16 protein-coding genes and 5 pseudogenes are annotated in these 18,460 nt (G+C 49.1%); 12 read left to right on the forward strand and 9 right to left on the reverse strand.

All coding sequences use genetic code 11. The annotated features are described in order from the left end of the window. Positions 1-23: 23 nt before the first annotated feature. The 6 genes and pseudogenes from CJP72_RS09880 to nikR all read left to right on the forward strand — a co-directional run bounded on the left by CJP72_RS09880 (position 24) and on the right by nikR (position 2,658). Positions 24-1,073 (forward strand): AI-2E family transporter, encoded by a 1,050-nt coding sequence (locus tag CJP72_RS09880; protein WP_162380692.1) that lies wholly within the window; start codon positions 24-26, stop codon positions 1,071-1,073. 54 nt (positions 1,074-1,127) lie between these two features. After that, the gene (gene acpT, locus CJP72_RS09885; protein WP_162380693.1) at positions 1,128-1,715 is read left to right on the forward strand and encodes a 4'-phosphopantetheinyl transferase AcpT; all 588 of its coding nucleotides are present in this window, start codon (positions 1,128-1,130) and stop codon (positions 1,713-1,715) included. A 64-nt stretch (positions 1,716-1,779) separates the two neighbouring features. After that, positions 1,780-1,968, forward strand: a pseudogene (locus CJP72_RS25485) (hypothetical protein); the annotation flags it as partial. Beyond that, positions 1,968-2,138, forward strand: a complete 171-nt coding sequence (locus CJP72_RS26310) for an ATP-binding cassette domain-containing protein (RefSeq protein WP_446714966.1) — start codon at positions 1,968-1,970, stop codon at positions 2,136-2,138. The pseudogene CJP72_RS25485 and the gene CJP72_RS26310, both read left to right, overlap by 1 nt. After that, a pseudogene (gene nikE, locus CJP72_RS09890) lies at positions 2,119-2,244 on the forward strand (nickel import ATP-binding protein NikE); the annotation flags it as partial. The gene CJP72_RS26310 and the pseudogene nikE, both read left to right, overlap by 20 nt. 12 nt (positions 2,245-2,256) lie before the next feature. Further along, positions 2,257-2,658: a nickel-responsive transcriptional regulator NikR gene (nikR, locus tag CJP72_RS09895; RefSeq protein ID WP_162380694.1), complete on the forward strand. Its 402-nt coding sequence runs from the start codon at positions 2,257-2,259 to the stop codon at positions 2,656-2,658. 254 nt (positions 2,659-2,912) lie between these two features. Here nikR and CJP72_RS09900 read toward each other — a convergent pair whose 3' ends face one another. The 8 genes and pseudogenes from CJP72_RS09900 to CJP72_RS09935 all read right to left on the reverse strand — a co-directional run. Then, the gene (locus tag CJP72_RS09900; protein ID WP_162380695.1) at positions 2,913-4,232 is read right to left on the reverse strand and encodes a hypothetical protein; all 1,320 of its coding nucleotides are present in this window, start codon (positions 4,230-4,232) and stop codon (positions 2,913-2,915) included. Between the two features lie 363 nt (positions 4,233-4,595). Then, positions 4,596-5,099, reverse strand: a pseudogene (gene flhC, locus CJP72_RS09905) (flagellar transcriptional regulator FlhC); the annotation flags it as partial. Next, a complete protein-coding gene (gene flhD / locus CJP72_RS09910; protein WP_162380697.1) occupies positions 5,092-5,418 on the reverse strand; it encodes a flagellar transcriptional regulator FlhD in 327 nt (108 codons plus the stop codon). The gene flhD and the pseudogene flhC, both read right to left, overlap by 8 nt. 101 nt (positions 5,419-5,519) lie before the next feature. Next, positions 5,520-6,380, reverse strand: a complete 861-nt coding sequence (locus CJP72_RS09915) for a hypothetical protein (RefSeq protein ID WP_162380698.1) — start codon at positions 6,378-6,380, stop codon at positions 5,520-5,522. Positions 6,381-6,430: 50 nt separating this feature from the next. After that, entirely contained in the window at positions 6,431-7,114 is a 684-nt protein-coding gene (locus CJP72_RS09920) for a ZirU family protein (protein WP_162380699.1), read from the reverse strand. A 129-nt stretch (positions 7,115-7,243) separates the two neighbouring features. After that, positions 7,244-9,472, reverse strand: coding sequence for an inverse autotransporter beta domain-containing protein (locus tag CJP72_RS09925; RefSeq protein WP_162380700.1), 2,229 nt, complete (start codon positions 9,470-9,472; stop codon positions 7,244-7,246). A gap of 441 nt (positions 9,473-9,913) precedes the next feature. Continuing rightward, a complete protein-coding gene (locus CJP72_RS09930; protein WP_162380701.1) occupies positions 9,914-10,690 on the reverse strand; it encodes an EAL domain-containing protein in 777 nt (258 codons plus the stop codon). A 1,668-nt stretch (positions 10,691-12,358) separates the two neighbouring features. After that, a pseudogene (locus CJP72_RS09935) lies at positions 12,359-12,475 on the reverse strand (integrase core domain-containing protein); the annotation flags it as partial. Positions 12,476-12,557: 82 nt separating this feature from the next. On the opposite strand from CJP72_RS09935, the gene arsR reads away from it, so the two are divergent. The 6 genes from arsR to CJP72_RS09965 all read left to right on the forward strand — a co-directional run bounded on the left by arsR (position 12,558) and on the right by CJP72_RS09965 (position 17,711). Then, positions 12,558-12,911, forward strand: coding sequence for an As(III)-sensing metalloregulatory transcriptional repressor ArsR (gene arsR / locus CJP72_RS09940; protein ID WP_162380702.1), 354 nt, complete (start codon positions 12,558-12,560; stop codon positions 12,909-12,911). A gap of 47 nt (positions 12,912-12,958) precedes the next feature. Continuing rightward, entirely contained in the window at positions 12,959-13,321 is a 363-nt protein-coding gene (gene arsD, locus CJP72_RS09945) for an arsenite efflux transporter metallochaperone ArsD (RefSeq protein WP_162380703.1), read from the forward strand. A gap of 17 nt (positions 13,322-13,338) precedes the next feature. Beyond that, complete coding sequence (arsA, locus tag CJP72_RS09950; RefSeq protein ID WP_162380704.1) at positions 13,339-15,090, forward strand: arsenite efflux transporter ATPase subunit ArsA; 1,752 nt, start codon at positions 13,339-13,341, stop codon at positions 15,088-15,090. Positions 15,091-15,138: 48 nt separating this feature from the next. After that, a complete protein-coding gene (gene arsB, locus CJP72_RS09955) occupies positions 15,139-16,428 on the forward strand; it encodes an arsenite efflux transporter membrane subunit ArsB (protein WP_162380705.1) in 1,290 nt (429 codons plus the stop codon). Positions 16,429-16,440: 12 nt separating this feature from the next. Then, positions 16,441-16,866, forward strand: coding sequence for a glutaredoxin-dependent arsenate reductase (gene arsC / locus CJP72_RS09960; RefSeq protein WP_162380706.1), 426 nt, complete (start codon positions 16,441-16,443; stop codon positions 16,864-16,866). Positions 16,867-17,108: 242 nt separating this feature from the next. Continuing rightward, on the forward strand, positions 17,109-17,711 hold the full coding sequence (locus CJP72_RS09965; RefSeq protein WP_202882571.1) for a class I SAM-dependent methyltransferase: 603 nt from the start codon (positions 17,109-17,111) through the stop codon (positions 17,709-17,711). A 328-nt stretch (positions 17,712-18,039) separates the two neighbouring features. On the opposite strand, the pseudogene CJP72_RS09970 reads toward CJP72_RS09965, so the two are convergent. Continuing rightward, positions 18,040-18,396, reverse strand: a pseudogene (locus tag CJP72_RS09970) (NAD(P)H-dependent oxidoreductase); the annotation flags it as partial. Between the last annotated feature and the right edge of the window lie 64 nt (positions 18,397-18,460).

The following is an 18,460-nucleotide window of genomic DNA, read 5'->3' on the forward strand; positions in this document are numbered from 1 at the left end:
CGAAACACAAGAAGGACGTAGACATGACAACCCCTCAGCCTGACAAAACGGGTTTGCACATCCTGCTAAAACTGGCGGCGTTAGTGGTCATTCTGGCCGGTATTCATGCCGCAGCAGATATCATTGTGCAACTCTTGCTGGCACTCTTTTTCGCCATTGTTCTGAACCCGTTGGTCACCTGGTTCATCCGTCGGGGGTTGCATCGTCCGTTGGCGATTACGTTGGTGGTCGTGGTGATGCTCATCGTTCTCACCGCGCTGGTTGGCGTGCTGGCCTCCTCCATCAATGAGTTCATTGCCATGTTGCCGAAATACAACAAAGAGTTGACGCGCAAACTCCTGCATCTGCAAGAGATGGTGCCGTTTCTCAACCTCCATTTGTCGCCGGAGCGTATGTTGCAACGCATTGATTCTGACAAACTAATGTCCTTTACCACCACGCTGATGACCGGACTGTCAGGTGCGATGGCCAGTATTGTTCTGCTGGTGATGACCGTCGTTTTCATGCTATTTGAAGTCCGCCACGTCCCATACAAACTGCGTTTTGCGCTGAACAATCCGCAGATCCACATTGCCGGTCTGCACCGGGCGTTAAAAGGCGTCTCTCACTATCTGGCACTGAAAACACTGCTGAGTTTATGGACCGGGGCCATTATCTGGCTGGGACTTGCGCTGATGGGTATTCAATTTGCGCTCATGTGGGGCGTGCTCGCCTTCCTGCTGAACTATGTCCCCAACATTGGCTCTGTAATTTCGGCGGTGCCGCCCATGATCCAGGCCCTGTTATTTAACGGGTTTTATGAGTGTGTCCTGGTAGGCGCGCTCTTTTTGGTGGTCCATATGGTCATTGGTAATATCCTGGAACCGCGCATCATGGGACATCGTCTGGGAATGTCCACTCTCGTGGTCTTTCTCTCATTACTGGTATGGGGATGGTTATTAGGTCCGGTAGGTATGTTACTTTCTGTCCCCTTAACCAGCGTGTGCAAGATTTGGATGGAAACCACCAAAGGCGGCAGCAAACTGGCGATATTACTGGGGCCAGGACGCCCCAAGAGCCGATTACCGGGATAAGATGACAAATGATACACTGTATAAATTCCATTATTATTAAACGTTGGTCCTGATATGTACCGGATCGTTCTGGGAAAAGTGTCGACACTGAGCAAAGGCGCGTTACCGTCTTCGCTGTACGCTCAAGCTCCACAAGGCAAGCGTCGTGCCCGCTGGCTGGCGGGCCGCGTGCTGCTTTCCCACGCGCTTTCACCCTTACCCGAGATTGTATATGGCGAACAGGGAAAACCCGCGTTTTCAGCCCAGACACCGCTGTGGTTCAACTTGAGTCACAGCGGCGATGACATCGTCCTGCTGTTGAGTGACGAAGGCGAGGTGGGTTGCGATATCGAAATTATCCGTCCACATCATAACTGGCAGGCGCTGGCCAATGCAGTCTTCAGCCTCGGGGAACATGCCGAAATGGACGCAGAGCATCCGGACCAGCAGTTGGCCGCGTTTTGGCGCATCTGGACGCGTAAAGAAGCGATGGTGAAACAGCGCGGCGGCACCGCCTGGCAAATCGTCAGCGTCGACAGCACACTGGCTTCAGCCTTGTCGGTCAGCCACTGCCAGCTTGACACCTTGAGCCTGGCCGTATGCACCCCTACGCCGTTTCAGATCAGCGCCGCATCGATACAGCGACTGGACGCGGTTGCCTGAAACAACGATTGAGAAACGCAGGTATCCCACGCCCGTTTCTCCCGATTGAGTATACGATTTTCGTATACTTTCCCCTTCTGGTTGCCCATCTATTGATCCAGCACACACCGCCACACCTGACGAGACAACCACCGCATGGCCGGTAAAAGTAGGGCCACTCGCCCGTTTCCTTTCCACACCTGATCAAATATTCGCCCAGAGCCTGGTGTATGAACCGTTGGTGAAATATCAGGCAGAGGGTTTCGTGAAACCGTGACATGGCCTGGCCGTAGCGGCTGTGGCAAAAGTTCCTCCGAGCGCTTGCTGGTTGGTTTAGAATCGCAGACGCAGGGTGACATGAGCAGGCAGGGAAAACCGGTATCCGGCTTAACCGCCCGGCGCAAAAAGCGCTTCGCCGTGACAGGAAGAAGGCAACATTGTTGAGACGCAGGATGTGGGCGATGCATTAACGTTTTCCACTGACGCCGGACGTGTGCTACAAAATGCGGTACTTCCCGCATTTCCCGTGCGCCGCAGTCAGAAATTATAAGGTTTTACTCAGATGCAACGTGTCACCATCACCCTCGATGACGATTTACTGGAAACGCTGGACAGCCTGAGTCAGCACCGTGGCTACAATAACCGCTCGGAAGCGATCCGCGATATTCTGCGCGGCGCGCTGGCACAGGAGACAACGCAAGAGCACGGCACCCAGGGTTTCGCAGTGCTTTCTTACGTTTATGAGCATGAGAAGCGCGATTTAGCCAGCCGTATTGTCTCTACGCAGCACCACCACCATGATTTGTCTGTCGCCACGTTGCATGTACACATCAATCACGACGACTGTCTGGAAATTGCCGTCCTGAAAGGCGACATGGGCGATGTCCAGCATTTTGCCGATGATGTCATTTCCCAGCGCGGCGTGCGTCACGGTCATTTGCAGTGCCTGCCGAAGGAAGAGTGATATCCGTTGCCTGATGGCAGTTTCACCTGCCCGACGCTGGGATTGTCGGGCGTGATATTCAGGCTGGCGGTGTGGTGATAAAAAAGTTGTGCAACTACAATAATCGTTGCATCCGTCTGGCAAAAACCTGTTTTCATTCATGGTGTAGCGTAAGACTGCGCAGTCTGTAAATTAAACAGCAGGCCGTTACAACGGCCTGCTGACCAAAGCCCAGCCGATATACCGGTCAACGTTAACGGATGAAGATGTAACGGTCAGTGAGAATATTCGTGCAGACAGAGCACGCCATTTTTGTCGTTTTCATTCATAGAGCCCCCCCAGTCAGGAAAACCATAACCTTTGACAGTATACGTGTGATTAAAGGTGCCTTTAGTGGCTGTCCAGAAGGAGTCACTGGACGCCGTGCGAATATACCATCCCTCCAGGTCAAGCTGGTCCTTCTCAGGAAAAACATCGGACATTAATGCGCACTGATTAACGGCGTCTTTCCAGGTATATTTCTGACCATTACCCGCTTCGGTAAACCATTTATGGAGCGTGAAGGTATAGGTGACGACGTCCCATTCTTTATGGTGGGGTGTCCCGGTGATCGTTATTGTCCTGTTTGCAGGTGGCGTGTTCGTCGTGAATGTGACCGTTCCGTTGTTGACGTCAACAGCATCTGAATTATCAGACCAGTCATAGTCTGCGGGGTTACCATCCCAGAACTCCAGTGTGAACTGCTTTCCCTTGATGCCGGTGTGCGGAAATCCTTCTTCAGGATAAAAATACCACCCGTCTGACGTTGTTATTTTGGTAATATATGGACTGCGGACGGAGTAGCCTTCCGAAAAATGTGTCTCCTTCCATTGTGGAGAAGACAAACTTATTTTCAAATTATTACCTATTTTCATCATGTTGTAATAACGCGTACAGGATGAATAGCTTGTACCAGGAAATTCCTCACGCCATTCACTATAAGGTTCTGCAGCGGGTACATTAACCTTTATTTGTTTACCAAGCAGGGAACATTGTCCCTCTATTTTATTCCCGTTCTTATCCTTCAGACGGACCTGCACGCCCGCACCACTCCCAATGACTACTTCATTAGTCGTTAATGCTACCTCAGTCTTGTTCTCATCGGGAAAATTCTCCACTCCAGGAATATGTACTGTTGCCGTTTCTGGTGAATATCCATTAGCAGATTCAGTCGTTTTGTTGTCCGTAAATACCCCGATAAGCAGAGCAATATCCATCCCTTCATTTTCCGCAGGGACGTCTAAATAGTTTTCAGGGGTAGAGAAAACAGTCTTCTTCGTGCCGTCATTGCGATAGATTTGCCATTCATACTGCACGCCATGATTCCCTTCGCCGAAGGAATCACCATCCTCATCGCGCCATTGTACAGGGGTTGACTCCAGCCGCCAGTGACCAGGCCCTCCCGTGAGTTTAATTACAGGGGTCTCCACCACGGGTGCATGTCCCGTAACGGTTTCAGTCTGTGCGAAAACCGTTGTCGCGCCTGCATTGCAGGTGCCTGCCATTAACAACAGCGCACAGATGAGGTGTGCTGAATGTTTTTTTCTGTCTGCCATTTGTATTCCTTTTTTAATGCCCACGCGCATCCGGAATAGCAATCGAAATAGTAATAATATTGTCATCATGAAGCCATATAGTGGTGCCGGGCAGAAAAAAACCTGCCCGACTAAAATAGAGACATGAACGAGATCTGAATATCTCTACAATTATAACGAGTATAAAAATCAAAAGATGATAACATCACCCTGGAATTTGTGTTTATTTTTTAATGACAACACGACATTTCATCTTACTCACCTTGCAATATAATGATGTGACACATCCACTTTTCTTGCAAACCCGACATGGGCAGAAAAAAACTGACCAGAATAAACCACTTCCTCTTCTCTTTCTTTTGTGAAGCCAATTTCCTGACTTATTTTTGTCGCTCTGCTTGGCGGCGCACATAAACTGCAAATAAAGATCCCTTTCGGCTGAAAAGCGTGTGAGACAAATAACCCCCGACACTGAGTGCAATGAGTACTTCCAAGTACGTCGGCGTCCAAAAAACGAATCAGCGTCCATGCCCGTGTAAATGATAATAAAGGACTATCATCCATTGATGGGACATGTTCAAGATAAAGTCGGTATGCCTTTACAATAGTTTCAATTTTACTACAAAGCCCCGTTGACTGGATAAATCGCCATATATTACAAAAAACCGAGGCATGAATATTTTGTTCCCAATGCATAAACCAGTCAGCGGAAAATGGCAATAATCCCTTTGGTGGGGAACAACCATGAATCTCCTTATAAAGTTTTGTCAGTTTACCGCGACTGAGGTTTGTTTCAGCCTCCACCATTTGCAAGCGCGCTCCAAGAGAAATTAATTCGACAGCAAGCCCTATATTGCGTATATCCTGAAGAATACTTTGATTATTCATGGTTTATGCTGTTTTTATCAAGCATCCCCGTAGACAATAATATTCCGGCATGTACCGACTGAACATCCTCAACGCGTGATTCTGCAAGCATGGAGTCAAGTATTTTGTCATCCAGTCGGAGATGAAAGAGAAACTGCCCCAGGCTGGATAACTTTACCATTTGCGCCGACGTCAACATTCCCATTAAATCAGCAAGACTCTCTGTGAGACCAAGACGAAACATTGCTGATGCTTTATCATGCTTAATCATGTTTTGTGCTAAAGAGAGATAAGAAAGATTTATACTCTGAACATCATGTTGATAACTGAATTTGGTCATTTTTCTCTTCCTGTTTTAGTTAACGCAGTTTAATAAGTGGAACTATTTGAAAACCAGAACTTCGCTTAGTGCTGTGTCCAGATTACGCGAGTAAGATCAATTTATAGTTTTCTGATCACGGTGCAGGTAGCTTTATTATATGGAGCACCATATTCTGAGAATACGCAGGACGTCCTGAGCCGTCTGATCGTCCCATCTTTTATTTTCAGCACAGTGTCAGCAACCAGGGTGAATGGAAAACTCCTGGGGACATTTTCATTGTCGGCAAAAACATATATACCTGCGCCATACGTTTCCGAAACCCACGCCTGAAAAGAGGAGATGTTCCTGGTAATCCCATCCTTATCCGTAGAAGAAAATCGTTCTACTGTAATGTCCGTTTCGGCGGGACGTTGCGCATTTTTATATCCACAAGGATATAAATAGAATCGCCACCGCTCAGAATAGTACCAACGCTCGCCACTCGGAATGCAATGCTGAAAATATTCGTCAGCAGTTTGCAGGTCAGAAACGATCACCACATCACCCACTGACGGCTCCGTGGTGGCAATATCCGTGTAAGGTGTCACTTCCAGAGTGAGTATTTTGTTAACGTCTGATGCTTTGATGGTGTAGCTTTCTTTAGTGCTCACCTTGCTATTGTCTACTTTCCAGTTATACACGTTCGAAACCACGTCGCCATCCGGATCCGTGGACTTAAACGGATGACTGACATCAACACTCACAACCTCACCCACATCCGGTATGCCATTGTGGTTTTTGTCTTCAAGCACCATCTGTCCGGCTGTCACTGTCGGTTTATGACCACGCACGGTCGGTGTAGGCAAAGACAGTATATTGGCGGATGCGGCAACAGAACCTGTAGCCAGACTCAACAGTATTCCCCACGTCAGACAGGCCAATTTCCAGGGCAATGTTAGTTTTATTCTCTTCACTTTCTTCTCTGTTTTACGTTGGTACATACTGGCATTTCAGCCTGCGGTTGTTCTGTTAATTAAGGTTGTTGATTTTTCTACTTTTCTGAGGTTTTTGACGCTGGGTTGCTGACCCTCACTTGGACCTTACGTTTCTGAACACCACCGGTAACAACCCATGTTGCGTTGGTCGCACCAGTAATGTCTTCCCACTCACCGCTTCCGACTGCGGTTTCTACCCGCCACTGGTAGTTCAACGTCCCGCAAGTCTTCGAACAAGTCGGTGTTGCTTTCAGGGTGTCCTTAACAACGGGTGCACCTGCTGTACCAGAACCACCGGTAATGGCAACCGCCGTCACGGTATCTCCTCCCACAATCGGCAGGTTCCCGGTTGCCTGCGTGGCAATACCGATGGCAGGATCTGTACTGGTGGCATCCGTATGCGGTGTAACTTCCAGCCCAACGCTTTTATTTAAATCTTCGTCTTTAATGGTGTAAGTCCCGGCGGTACTGACTTCTTTACCGTCTACTTTCCAGCTGTAAGTGTTATTTGTGGGGGTATCACCGTCTATATCAGAAAAAATGAATTGATGGGCGTCATCAATTTTCACGACATCACCAGTATCCAGTACGCCATTTTTGTTTTCATCGACAAAGGTAATCTGACCCGCCTGCAAAGTCGGTGCATGACCCACGACGGTCGCCGTAGGAGAAGAGGCGACAGTAATTGCCTGTACATCAGTTGCCATCATCAGTAATGCACTGCCTACCAGACAGGTCAAAGGGGTTTTCCTGGAAGTTTTGTTAATAAGTCTCATAATTTACCTTTATAAAAAGCAGATATTCCTAAAAAAATAATATGCGTTTGGCCGTATTTATGGCTGTGGCTCAATGTATCGCGGTATTAACGTTTATTCAGTCACCAACAGTCGGATCTTTTTTTTCTGGTCTTCTTTTTGCGGAATATAGGTTTCCGTTGTTGCATCCGTAATATCTGACCAGCTATCACTGCCTGGAGACGTCTCCCGTTGCCACTGATATGCAAGAACGCCACACGGGGTTCCGCAGGATACAATTGCCGACAGCGTTCCATTGACTCCCGAATTGCCGGCAATGGCTACGGTCATTCCGGTTGTCAGGTCGATGTGATAACGCAACCCGGTATCTTTATCGTCAAAGCGGACGCCGACAGATAATGTCGTGGTGTTTTGCGTGCCGCTAAAGCGAACGGTGTATTGTCCCTCAACCGTTTCTTCAGGTTCTGTGAAGGTGAATTTTGAACTATCCACAGCGCTCCCTTCGACAAAAAAGCGCAGATGAGAGATCTCCCCAGGATACGGCTGAACACTCCCGTCACTCATTTTATGCTTCAGCGACAACGTGATTTTTGCAGTATCGATACCATCAGCTTTGAGAACTGTTTTGTCCGCATTCAACTCGCTGTGAGCAAAATCAGGTGTTGTATCATCCAACTGAACTGTGACGGGTTTCAGAGTCACATCCAGTACTTTCGCCGTTAACGTATAAGCACCTGGTAGCATGCCTGATGTCAGCGATGCTGTATAAATACCGGAGCCAAAAGCCGTTTCCTTCAGCGCCCCGATAACCGGTTCAGAAGAATTATGAGTAAGCATCAGCTTCTCGTCAGGCGTCATAGCGCCAGACAGTGTAATTTGGTCAGCTATTCCACTCACCGGATTACCCACAGCATCCTTCAGGGTGATCACGATGTGCGTCTGTGATTTTCCGTCCGCCGGAATTTCTACATCCTGAGCAATCAACGTTGAGTTGTCTGCATAAACGACGGGCGCCGTCAGTACAACCTGAATTTCAGCCGGTTTAGACGCATTATCTTTCGTATCATATGCAACACCGATAATACTCCAGGCATTGACAGCCCCTGCTGTCCACTGAGGAAGTGTTAGCTGCCACTGTGTTCCCTCACCGTTCAGTTTCCCGCCAGCGCCAATAAATGCAGCATCGTCCCACCGAATCACCTTAAGACCGTGTTTCGATTTCACGGTCAACGCCAGCGGCATCACCTGCCCCGCTTTTCCGGTAATACGTTCTGGCGCGTGCAGCTTGATCACTTCCTGCTTGCGGTACTCCAGAACAATATTGTTGTTACGGTCAATCAAGTCATACCGGGTTCCAGCCAGGCTGCGCGATGCAGCCACGGCACCAGCATCCAGTTGATTAGCCAGCGGTTCTCCGGGGTGATAATTCACTTCCATTTTAACTTCCGTGTCATGTTTACCCCCCTGCCCCATACGCTGATCCGCTTTCAACGTCAGCATAGGGACTGGGGTGTAACTGATCCCCGTGGTCAGTGCGTGCGGATTTTTCTGGCGATCATCCTTACCAAACAATCCCACCTCATCACCGTAATACTGTTCCATAACCACGTTTGCCCCGAGTTGCGGGTAGGCAGGCAACCAGGCCTCAGCCCGCACGTCCCAGCCACTCGCAGGACGTTCTTCGTAGTCCTCCACATCCGACGATTCCCGCCAGCGGGTTAACCCGAGATAACTGTTGGCACTAAGTTTCAGAAAATCACGCCAGTACTCAGCACCCACACCAGCACGTGCATGATCGCGGGACAGGTCGTAATCGAGAAACAGATTCACGCCCATCATGTCTACAGGGCGAAAGTGACGCCAGCCTATCCCGATATTCATCTGGGTACGGTCATCAGTACGATGAATACCCGTCTGACTGAATACCATGTTCTTCGGCGAGTCATACCACGGATGCAGAATGTTCAGTGATGAGCCTTTTAGTGAGAAATCGTCATCCACTGTCAGACTGACCTGTGCAGTACCAAACTGATTCATCCAGTCCTGTACCGTCTGGTTAGCCTTTCCCACCACCATCCCTTTTGCCATCGATGTGGCAGCATCAGTATTCGGTTGCCCTGACAGGAAACTTCCCGCCTGAGTCGCCATTTCCGCCATGCCCTTTGCCGGATCATTTTCTGCTGATGCCGTATATTCTTTTTCCTCCGACGTTATATCCGTCGGTAAAACAAGCGGCACCTCCAGCTCATCACCAGGCTGTAGATATTCAAATCCGTGAGCAAAAGTACGAAACTGATTAAGCTGACGCAGCGCTTCAGTTGTGGTGTTATATTTTTTTGCCACTGAATCGACAGTCTCTCCCACAGACAGTATATATATTTGCGTCTGTAACGATGCCTCTTGTGTTTTTATGACGAGGCCTCCACTCGCGATGGCCGTAGAAATAAGACTCAATAAAGCAATACCAAGAGCCCCCATGAGCGAACAGGATAAAAATGCCCCTTCCGCATATCTGTATATTCTTGTTTTCATTTTTCCTGCTGACCAACACCTAAAAAATATCAAACGACATCCGTAATATTTGCCGCAACATAATGTGGTTTACCGGACACATCACCTTCCGGTGTTCATGTGTACAGTTCTTAACTGAATATCGAATAAAGACCGCGCCCGCACCTGTTTAAATCCAGACATTATTATCGTGACTGTGTCAGGCACACCCATGAATAAATAGCAAGCATCCTGTGTAACAGGTATTTAAAGAGCCTCCTGAAAACACACTGATTAATTCAGTACCGCAGCCGGTTTACCTTTCAGTTGATAATTAAAGAGGCCGAAAGGTGAAGGAGCACCATAATAATACCCCTGGAGATACTCCACACCACGCGCTCTCAGGTTTTCAGCCTGTTGCTGTGTTTCCACTCCCTCCGCAACCACCCGGGTACCTGTCACCCGCGCCAGATGAATGGCATTGTCAATAAATGCAGACGCAACCGGACAAAACGGGTTTGCGATATACTGCCGGTCAATTTTGATGAAAGATGCCATTGAAACGAAAAGCAACGACTCACCAGCGTAACCCCGCCCAAAATCATCCACCGCGAACTGTATCCCCTCGCAGGAAAGCTGCAGAAATATCTGTGCTGCATCAGGGAAAAGATGAATATCTTCCCGCTCCGTAATTTCAAATACAGGCATCACACCGGCGCGGGTAAGTCGGCCATTAAGCTCCACCATATACTGCCTGAACACCGGATCGAATATCAGACTGAGTGTGACATTCATGGTTACCATGAAATCATGAAACCGGTTATTGTTCAGCATCACTACATCTGCCAGCACGTCTTCCATAATAATCTGCGTCAGTAACCCTGCCAGGTCATACCGCTCGATCTCCCGGATAAAACACCAGGCCTCAACCACGCCATGGGCAGGATGTGCCCAGCGCGACAGCACTTCACACCCGATGATGTCGCCACTGCAACTACTGATTATCGGCTGGTAATAAGGGATAAACTCTCTGTCCCTTATCGCCTTTCGTAAATTAAATTCTGAATACACATAGCCTCCGGTTCATTACACTGAATTAAACGCAGATAACCTGCGAATGAACACAAACAAGGCCAGCAAGCAAAATGAAAAACAACAAACAAAAAGTTAAACATTTTATTATTCCAATGATGAACACATGATTCACCTGCCATAAACAAAATCACTGAATACCTTTCCCTTCGGGTATCCCATACCTCCTGAGTCTTATCCCGCCAGACAGTGTTGCACCGGAATAAGAATAACCAGACAGATGCATTTTTTGCACCTATCACTGTATTCACCGGATAAACCTGCATGCTGGTTTCAACGGAAGTGATGACCAGCAGAAAACCAGTAAAAAATAAGCAGCAGACTCGGCATAATGACTCTTACAAAATCGCCAGAAAAAAAATAAGGAATTAAAGAAATCGTTTATAATATTACACTCTCACCTAAAAAAAGCCCCACATGTGGGGCTAAACAACACAACGCTCGGGAAAAATAGTAAAAACAATAAAACCACTCCTGCAGTGTGTGAGTTCATGCCAACTGCAGCGATATAATATTCATTCATAATTTCAGTTCAACATTCGAATGAAACACACGGAAACACATCCCAGTAAACCAAACGCAACAGCACTCTCCTCTGTCAGGTAAATCACCCCACCCGATAATAATAATTTAAAAAAATAAAAGTATTCCCCGAATTTAATATCCGCACGACGCTCTTCATTAGCAACAAATTTTTTACAAAAAAATGAGCAAAGGGAGAAAAAGCCAGACACCACAGGCAGTGAGCATGCATATCGATATTTACATAAAATTAACAAAGAAGGCGTCATAAAAATAGCTTACTAACTATAACCAGGCTATTAAAATAAAAAGACAACATTAGAGGAAGCCAGAAAAGGCGATTTGAAATAAATACGAAATCCCCTGCCGTTGCCTTTCATTTGTAAAAAAACAGATATATCAGGCACTGCAGCCTCACTGATTAAAGCAATACAGCCACTGTAAACAATCTTCCACACTTAGCAAACGCACCATGAGCGGCAAAAAAGACTCTTTATAGACAATGAATCTACTGCGTGATATCTCTGCGATATATTATTCTGATTTATATTTTTGTGATGCTGGGTTGCGCCTGACGGGCTCCTGAACGGTCATACAGAATATAAAATGACAGACATCATTGTGAATATACTTATTTATCAACACATTAAGCCTCAAGCACACACCAGTGGCAGAGAAGCATTACACCATCGGAGCATGTGAGTAAGCCCCTATGCCTCCATACACTTTTTATCATTTAACGTATTACTGAACTGACGCCGTTAATATTCCCGTGGTAAACGGCATGCCGGAAGATATCTAAAAAAGAACAGCACGATTATGCTGGGGGCTACAAAAATATGCTCACCCAAAGCACCTATACGCATTCTCATTGGGAATAATCACACAAAGAAGCCAGATCAAAACAACCGCTCATAACAAAAATCCCCTACTCTGGAAAACAGACGATCACCTCAGCAAGCTTTGCGTTTAGAGGTTATCCAGAATTCCAGAGAAAAGTTTTGTGAGAGTAAGTTTTTTAGCGCAATAGCGAAACTGAGACAGCGAAGGATACTGACCTGCACCCGGTATTAGATACAACCGTCAGTGAGTAATGCCGGTTTGTTCACTTCCAAATTCACCGTTTCACCACCCTGCCGCAAACTCGGATGGCGTCTGATAGTGCAGCGCTGAATGAGGCCTGCATTCGTTATTGTCCCGCCGCCAGGCGTTAATGATTTTTCTTGCGTGATTGATGTCACTGACAACATATACGGCAATCCAAATATAATATTGACATCATGAAGCAGTGGGAGGAGACTACTTCATAACAGCAGGAGGACTTATGTCTCAATTTTCATCCATACACCTTTTCAAAAATCTGTCCGATGAAACCCGTCTGGGTATCGTTCTCTTGCTCAGGGAGATGGGGGAGTTGTGCGTGTGTGACCTTTGCATGGCACTGGAGCAATCGCAGCCCAAAATATCCCGTCATCTGGCGATGCTACGGGAAAGTGGAATCCTTCTGGATCGTAAACAGGGAAAATGGGTTCACTACCGCTTATCACCGCATATTCCTTCATGGGCTGCTCAGATTATTGAGCAGGCCTGGTTAAGCCAACAGGACGACGTTCAGGCCATCGCCCGCAAGCTGGCTTCAGTTAACTGCTCCGGTAGCAGTAAGGCTGTCTGCATCTAAAAAATTTGCCTGAACATATATGTTTTATCAAATGCGAGGTGTTTAAGATGAAAACGTTAACGGTATTTGACCCCGCGATGTGTTGCAGCACTGGCGTCTGCGGTACAGAGGTTGATCAGGCTCTGGTCGATTTTTCTGCGGATGTGCAATGGCTCAAACAACGTGGTGTACAAATTGAGCGTTTCAATCTCGCACAACAGCCGATGAGCTTTGTACAGAACGAGAAGGTCAAAGCGTTTATTGAGGCTTCCGGGGCAGAAGGTTTGCCATTGCTGTTACTGGATGGCGAAACGGTGATGGCCGGGCGTTACCCGAAACGCGCTGAGCTGGCTCGCTGGTTTGGCATTCCACTGGAGAAAGTGGGATTAGCGCCTTCAGGTTGCTGTGGTGGTAATACTTCTTGTTGTTAAGTATGTCAGGAGGACATATGCAATTCTTACAGAATATCCCCCCTTATCTGTTTTTTACGGGTAAAGGAGGCGTTGGTAAAACCTCTATTTCCTGCGCCACGGCGATCCGTCTGGCAGAACAAGGGAAACGGGTGCTGCTGGTCAGTACCGACCCGGCCTCAAACGTAGGCCAGGTCTTTGGCCAGGTTATTGGCAATACTATTCAGCCAATCGCCACCGTGCCTGGATTGTCGGCACTTGAGATTGATCCTCAGGCCGCTGCACAACAGTACCGGGCCAGAATTGTTGATCCTATTAAAGGTGTACTGCCTGATGACGTCGTTAGCAGCATCAACGAACAGCTGTCGGGAGCCTGTACAACAGAGATTGCGGCTTTTGATGAGTTTACCGGATTACTGACAGACGCCTCTCTGCTGACCCGGTTTGACCATATCATTTTTGATACCGCACCTACCGGCCATACTATTCGCCTTCTCCAGCTTCCTGGTGCCTGGAGCAACTTTATTGACAGCAATCCCGAAGGCGCATCCTGCCTCGGCCCGATGGCGGGGCTGGAAAAACAGCGTGAACAGTATGCCCATGCCGTTGAGGCGTTATCTGATCCAGCGCGTACCCGACTGGTATTAGTTGCTCGTCTGCAAAAATCCACGTTGCAGGAAGTCGCCCGGACTCATCTGGAACTTGCCGCCATTGGCCTTAAAAATCAGTACCTGGTCATTAATGGCGTTCTGCCCAAAACTGAAACGGCAAACGACATACTGGCTGCGGCAATATGGGACCGTGAACAGGAGGCGCTGGCCAATCTTCCCACTGATCTTTCCGGTCTGCCAACTGACACGTTATTCCTCCAACCGCTCAATATGGTCGGTGTGTCTGCACTCAGCGGGCTTCTCTCCACTCAGCCTGTAGCGGCGTCATCCTCGGATGAATACCTGCAACAGCGCCCTGACATTCCGTCACTTTCTGCGTTGGTCGATGATATTGCCCGTAATGAACATGGCTTGATCATGCTGATGGGTAAAGGTGGCGTGGGGAAAACCACGATGGCGGCTGCCATTGCCGTCAGGCTGGCCGACATGGGATTTGATGTCCATCTGACAACATCTGATCCTGCGGCGCATCTCAGCACAACCCTGAACGGCAGCCTTAACAACCTGCAGGTCAGCAGGATCGATCCTCACGAAGAAACGGAACGCTATCGTCAGCATGTTCTTGAAACGAAGGGAAAAGAACTGGACGACGCGGGGAAACGCCTGCTGGAAGAGGACTTACGCTCACCCTGCACCGAGGAAATTGCCGTTTTCCAGGCCTTTTCACGGGTGATTCGTGAAGCGGGTAAGCGCTTCGTGGTGATGGATACGGCACCGACCGGACACACGCTGTTGCTGCTGGATGCTACAGGCGCGTACCACCGCGAGATTGCGAAGAAAATGGGAGAAAAAGGCCATTTCACCACGCCGATGATGCAGCTTCAGGATCCGGAACGCACCAAAGTGTTGCTTGTCACACTGCCGGAAACCACGCCCGTGCTTGAGGCGGCAAATTTACAGGCCGACCTTGAGCGTGCAGGCATTCACCCCTGGGGCTGGATTATCAATAACAGCCTTTCCATTGCAGATACCCGTTCGCCGCTGCTTCGCCTGCGAGCACAGCAGGAACGTCCACAGATAGAGAACGTTAAACGCCAGCACGCCAGCCGTGTCGCTCTTGTTCCCGTACTGGCGTCAGAACCGACCGGCATCGACAAACTCAAACAACTCGCTGGTTAATTTTTTGTCATCACGCAGGGCAGCAACGCTGCCCTGTCAGGAGGTTTTATGTTACTGGCAGGAGCCATTTTTATCCTGACCATCGTGTTGGTTATCTGGCAGCCAAAGGGATTAGGTATTGGCTGGAGCGCCACACTGGGTGCCGTACTGGCTCTGGCATCGGGTGTGATACATATCGCTGATATTCCGGTGGTATGGAATATCGTCTGGAACGCGACGGCAACGTTTATTGCCGTCATTATCATCAGTCTTTTGCTGGATGAGTCCGGCTTTTTCGAATGGGCAGCGCTGCACGTATCCCGCTGGGGGAATGGTCGTGGCCGCCTGCTGTTTACGTATATCGTTCTGCTCGGTGCAGCGGTGGCGGCACTGTTCGCCAATGACGGCGCGGCGTTGATTCTGACGCCGATCGTTATCGCCATGCTGCTGGCGCTGGGTTTCAGTAAAAGCACCACGCTGGCATTCGTGATGGCGGCAGGCTTTATTGCTGATACCGCCAGTCTGCCGCTTATCGTCTCGAACCTGGTCAACATCGTCTCGGCTGATTTCTTCCGCCTCGGATTCACGGAATATGCCTCGGTGATGGTACCGGTAGATATCGCCGCCATTGTTGCCACGCTGGTAATGCTGCATCTGTTTTTCCGCAAGGATATCCCGCCCACATATGATCTGGCGCGACTGAAAGAACCCGTAAAAGCCATCAAAGATCCGGCAACGTTCAGAACCGGCTGGATAGTCTTAATCCTTCTGTTAGTCGGTTTTTTTGTCCTCGAGCCACTCGGTATTCCTGTGAGCGCGATTGCAGCAGTGGGTGCAGTCATTTTGTTTGCGGTGGCTAAAAAAGGTCATGCGATTAATACCGGTAAAGTGCTGCACGGCGCGCCCTGGCAGATTGTGATCTTCTCGCTGGGGATGTATCTGGTGGTCTATGGGCTGCGCAACGCCGGTCTGACGGATTATCTCTCCGACGTGCTCAACGTACTGGCGGATAAAGGACTATGGGCTGCGACATTTGGCACCGGATTCCTGACCGCATTCCTCTCTTCTATCATGAACAATATGCCTACCGTATTAGTAGGGGCATTGTCGATTGATGGCAGCACCGCGACCGGTGTTATCAAAGAGGCGATGATTTATGCCAACGTCATTGGCTGCGATCTGGGACCGAAAATCACCCCTATTGGTAGCCTTGCGACACTGCTCTGGCTGCACGTACTTTCACAGAAGAATATGACAATCACGTGGGGATATTACTTCCGCACCGGGATTATCATGACCCTGCCTGTGCTGTTTGTAACGCTGGCTGCGCTGGCGCTACGTCTCTCTGTCACTTTGTAATGAGAAACTGATATGAGCAACATCACCATTTATCACAACCCGGCCTGCGGCACCTCGCGCAATACGCTGGAGATGATCCGAAACAGCGGTACTGAACCGACCGTGATTCTCTACCTTGAGACCCCACCTTCACGCGATGAACTGGTCAAACTCATCGCGGATATGGGGATCACAGTACGATCATTGCTGCGCAAAAACGTTGAACCTTATGAGGAACTGGGGCTCACGGAAGATAAATTTACTGACGATCAGTTAATCGACTTTATGCTGCAACATCCCATTCTGATTAACCGCCCGATTGTGGTGACGCCGCTGGGTACCCGCCTGTGCCGCCCGTCTGAAGTGGTGCTGGATATCCTGACGGATGCGCAAAAAGGGGCATTCGCTAAGGAAGATGGTGAAAAAGTCGTTGATGAATCAGGTAAACGACTGAAATAAAGATTAAGGGGGCATTTGCCCCCTTAGTCATTACTTTGCCATTATTTCTAAAAGCGGCCTTCGGGGGCGATGAAAATGACATTAGCAGAGGCTAATTTTTCCTGTTCTGCAGCGGTGTGCGGCTGGCACGGGTTGGGAACGCGCCTCTGAGAGGAAAGTACCAAAGAAATTCTTGACCGACGATACGCCCACCGCGAGCTCGGCCAGGAGGACTATCTGCGAATGAAGAAGGAGCTCACATTATGATTCAGGACCGACTATTTCCCGCAACGATGATGCCTGATCAGGACTGGTGGCATGCCCTATGGCCAGATCCTGATTGTTTCGTCAAAACCTTGGGTATTTCACAAGGGATGCTGGTCGTCGATCTCGGCTGCGGCAATGGTTATTTCACCTCGGCTATCGCCCGGCGGGTGGGTTCGGGCCGCGTCATCGGACTCGACCTCGATCCGGTGATGCTGGAGCTGGCGCAGGTGGCGTGCGAGGGGATGGATAATTGTGACTGGCTACCTGGAGATGCGATGGAGCTAAGCCATCTGCTGGGTGCGTCGGCGGATTATGTGCTGATCGCCAACACTTTTCACGGCGCTCCGGACAAGACAGCACTGGCTTCGGAGGTCGCTGCGAGCTTGAAGCCTGGTGGCCGCTTCGCCATCGTCAATTGGTATCCGCTGCCGAGGGAAGAAACAACCGTTCTCGGCCAGGCGCGTGGCCCCAAGACCGAGATGCGCATGTCGCCGGAACAAACCCGCACGGTGGTCGAACCGGCAGGCTTCACGCTCGAAACGCTGGTCGAACTACCTCCCTACCACTATGGGGCTATTTTCATCAGCTCCAGCCAATGATGATGGGACTGATGGGAAACCAGCACAGTGAATTCGCCCAGCAGGAAACCATGCAGACCGATGCCTGACCGTTTTTCTACGAATTCCGCAACTGCAAGATGCTGCTACGCCCAACGTCGGCGACGGCTATGTTTTCTGCTCCTTCAGCACAGTGAAATGCCCGCCGATCCAGGCGCAGAGAGGGATCGCGGGTAGTGCTAAAGGTTTCAGCAGCATCATCCACGAAACCAGGCTGTTTGCATCACGGGGCTGAAAAACGGCTTAGCGTACGATTTTCTCCGTTTCGGGAGCTGAACCCTAATATTGTCATTGTTCACCATCCCTGGCGTCAGATCTTGCTCTGATTCACTCGCTTAGAAAGCGCTTCTGCTGACTCTTTTCGTTCACTATAACGATCAACAAGATAAGCAGCATTTCCCCGGGTCAGCAATGTAAACTTCATCAGCTCTTCCATCACATCCACGATGCGGTCGTAATATGATGATGGTTTCATTCGTCCATCTTCATCAAATTCCTGCCAGGCTTTTGCCACCGAGGATTGGTTCGGAATAGTGATCATTCTCATCCAGCGGCCAAGAATACGCATCTGGTTTACCGCATTGAATGACTGGGAGCCTCCGCATACCTGCATGACAGCCAGCGTTTTACCCTGAGAAGGGCGAACTGCACCTTCCGATAACGGTATCCTGATCCTACCCGCGAATAGTGGACACGCGATTAAGTGAGTAAACTCTCAACCAGAGGTGACT

The organism is Citrobacter sp. NCU1, assembly GCF_010231475.1.
Taxonomy (GTDB): domain Bacteria; phylum Pseudomonadota; class Gammaproteobacteria; order Enterobacterales; family Enterobacteriaceae; genus Citrobacter_D.

What these genes read in the sequence shown, in the direction of transcription:
- arsR (WP_162380702.1), top strand. Translation starts at nt 12,558, where the DNA reads ATGTCTCAATTTTCATCCATACACCTTTTCAAAAATCTGTCCGATGAA.
- nikR (WP_162380694.1), top strand. Translation starts at nt 2,257, where the DNA reads ATGCAACGTGTCACCATCACCCTCGATGACGATTTACTGGAAACGCTG.
- arsB (WP_162380705.1), top strand. Translation starts at nt 15,139, where the DNA reads ATGTTACTGGCAGGAGCCATTTTTATCCTGACCATCGTGTTGGTTATC.
- CJP72_RS09880 (WP_162380692.1), top strand. Translation starts at nt 24, where the DNA reads ATGACAACCCCTCAGCCTGACAAAACGGGTTTGCACATCCTGCTAAAA.
- acpT (WP_162380693.1), top strand. Translation starts at nt 1,128, where the DNA reads ATGTACCGGATCGTTCTGGGAAAAGTGTCGACACTGAGCAAAGGCGCG.
- CJP72_RS09965 (WP_202882571.1), top strand. Translation starts at nt 17,109, where the DNA reads ATGATTCAGGACCGACTATTTCCCGCAACGATGATGCCTGATCAGGAC.
- arsC (WP_162380706.1), top strand. Translation starts at nt 16,441, where the DNA reads ATGAGCAACATCACCATTTATCACAACCCGGCCTGCGGCACCTCGCGC.
- flhD (WP_162380697.1), bottom strand. Translation starts at nt 5,418, where the DNA reads ATGACCAAATTCAGTTATCAACATGATGTTCAGAGTATAAATCTTTCT.
- CJP72_RS09915 (WP_162380698.1), bottom strand. Translation starts at nt 6,380, where the DNA reads ATGTACCAACGTAAAACAGAGAAGAAAGTGAAGAGAATAAAACTAACA.
- arsA (WP_162380704.1), top strand. Translation starts at nt 13,339, where the DNA reads ATGCAATTCTTACAGAATATCCCCCCTTATCTGTTTTTTACGGGTAAA.
- CJP72_RS09900 (WP_162380695.1), bottom strand. Translation starts at nt 4,232, where the DNA reads ATGGCAGACAGAAAAAAACATTCAGCACACCTCATCTGTGCGCTGTTG.
- arsD (WP_162380703.1), top strand. Translation starts at nt 12,959, where the DNA reads ATGAAAACGTTAACGGTATTTGACCCCGCGATGTGTTGCAGCACTGGC.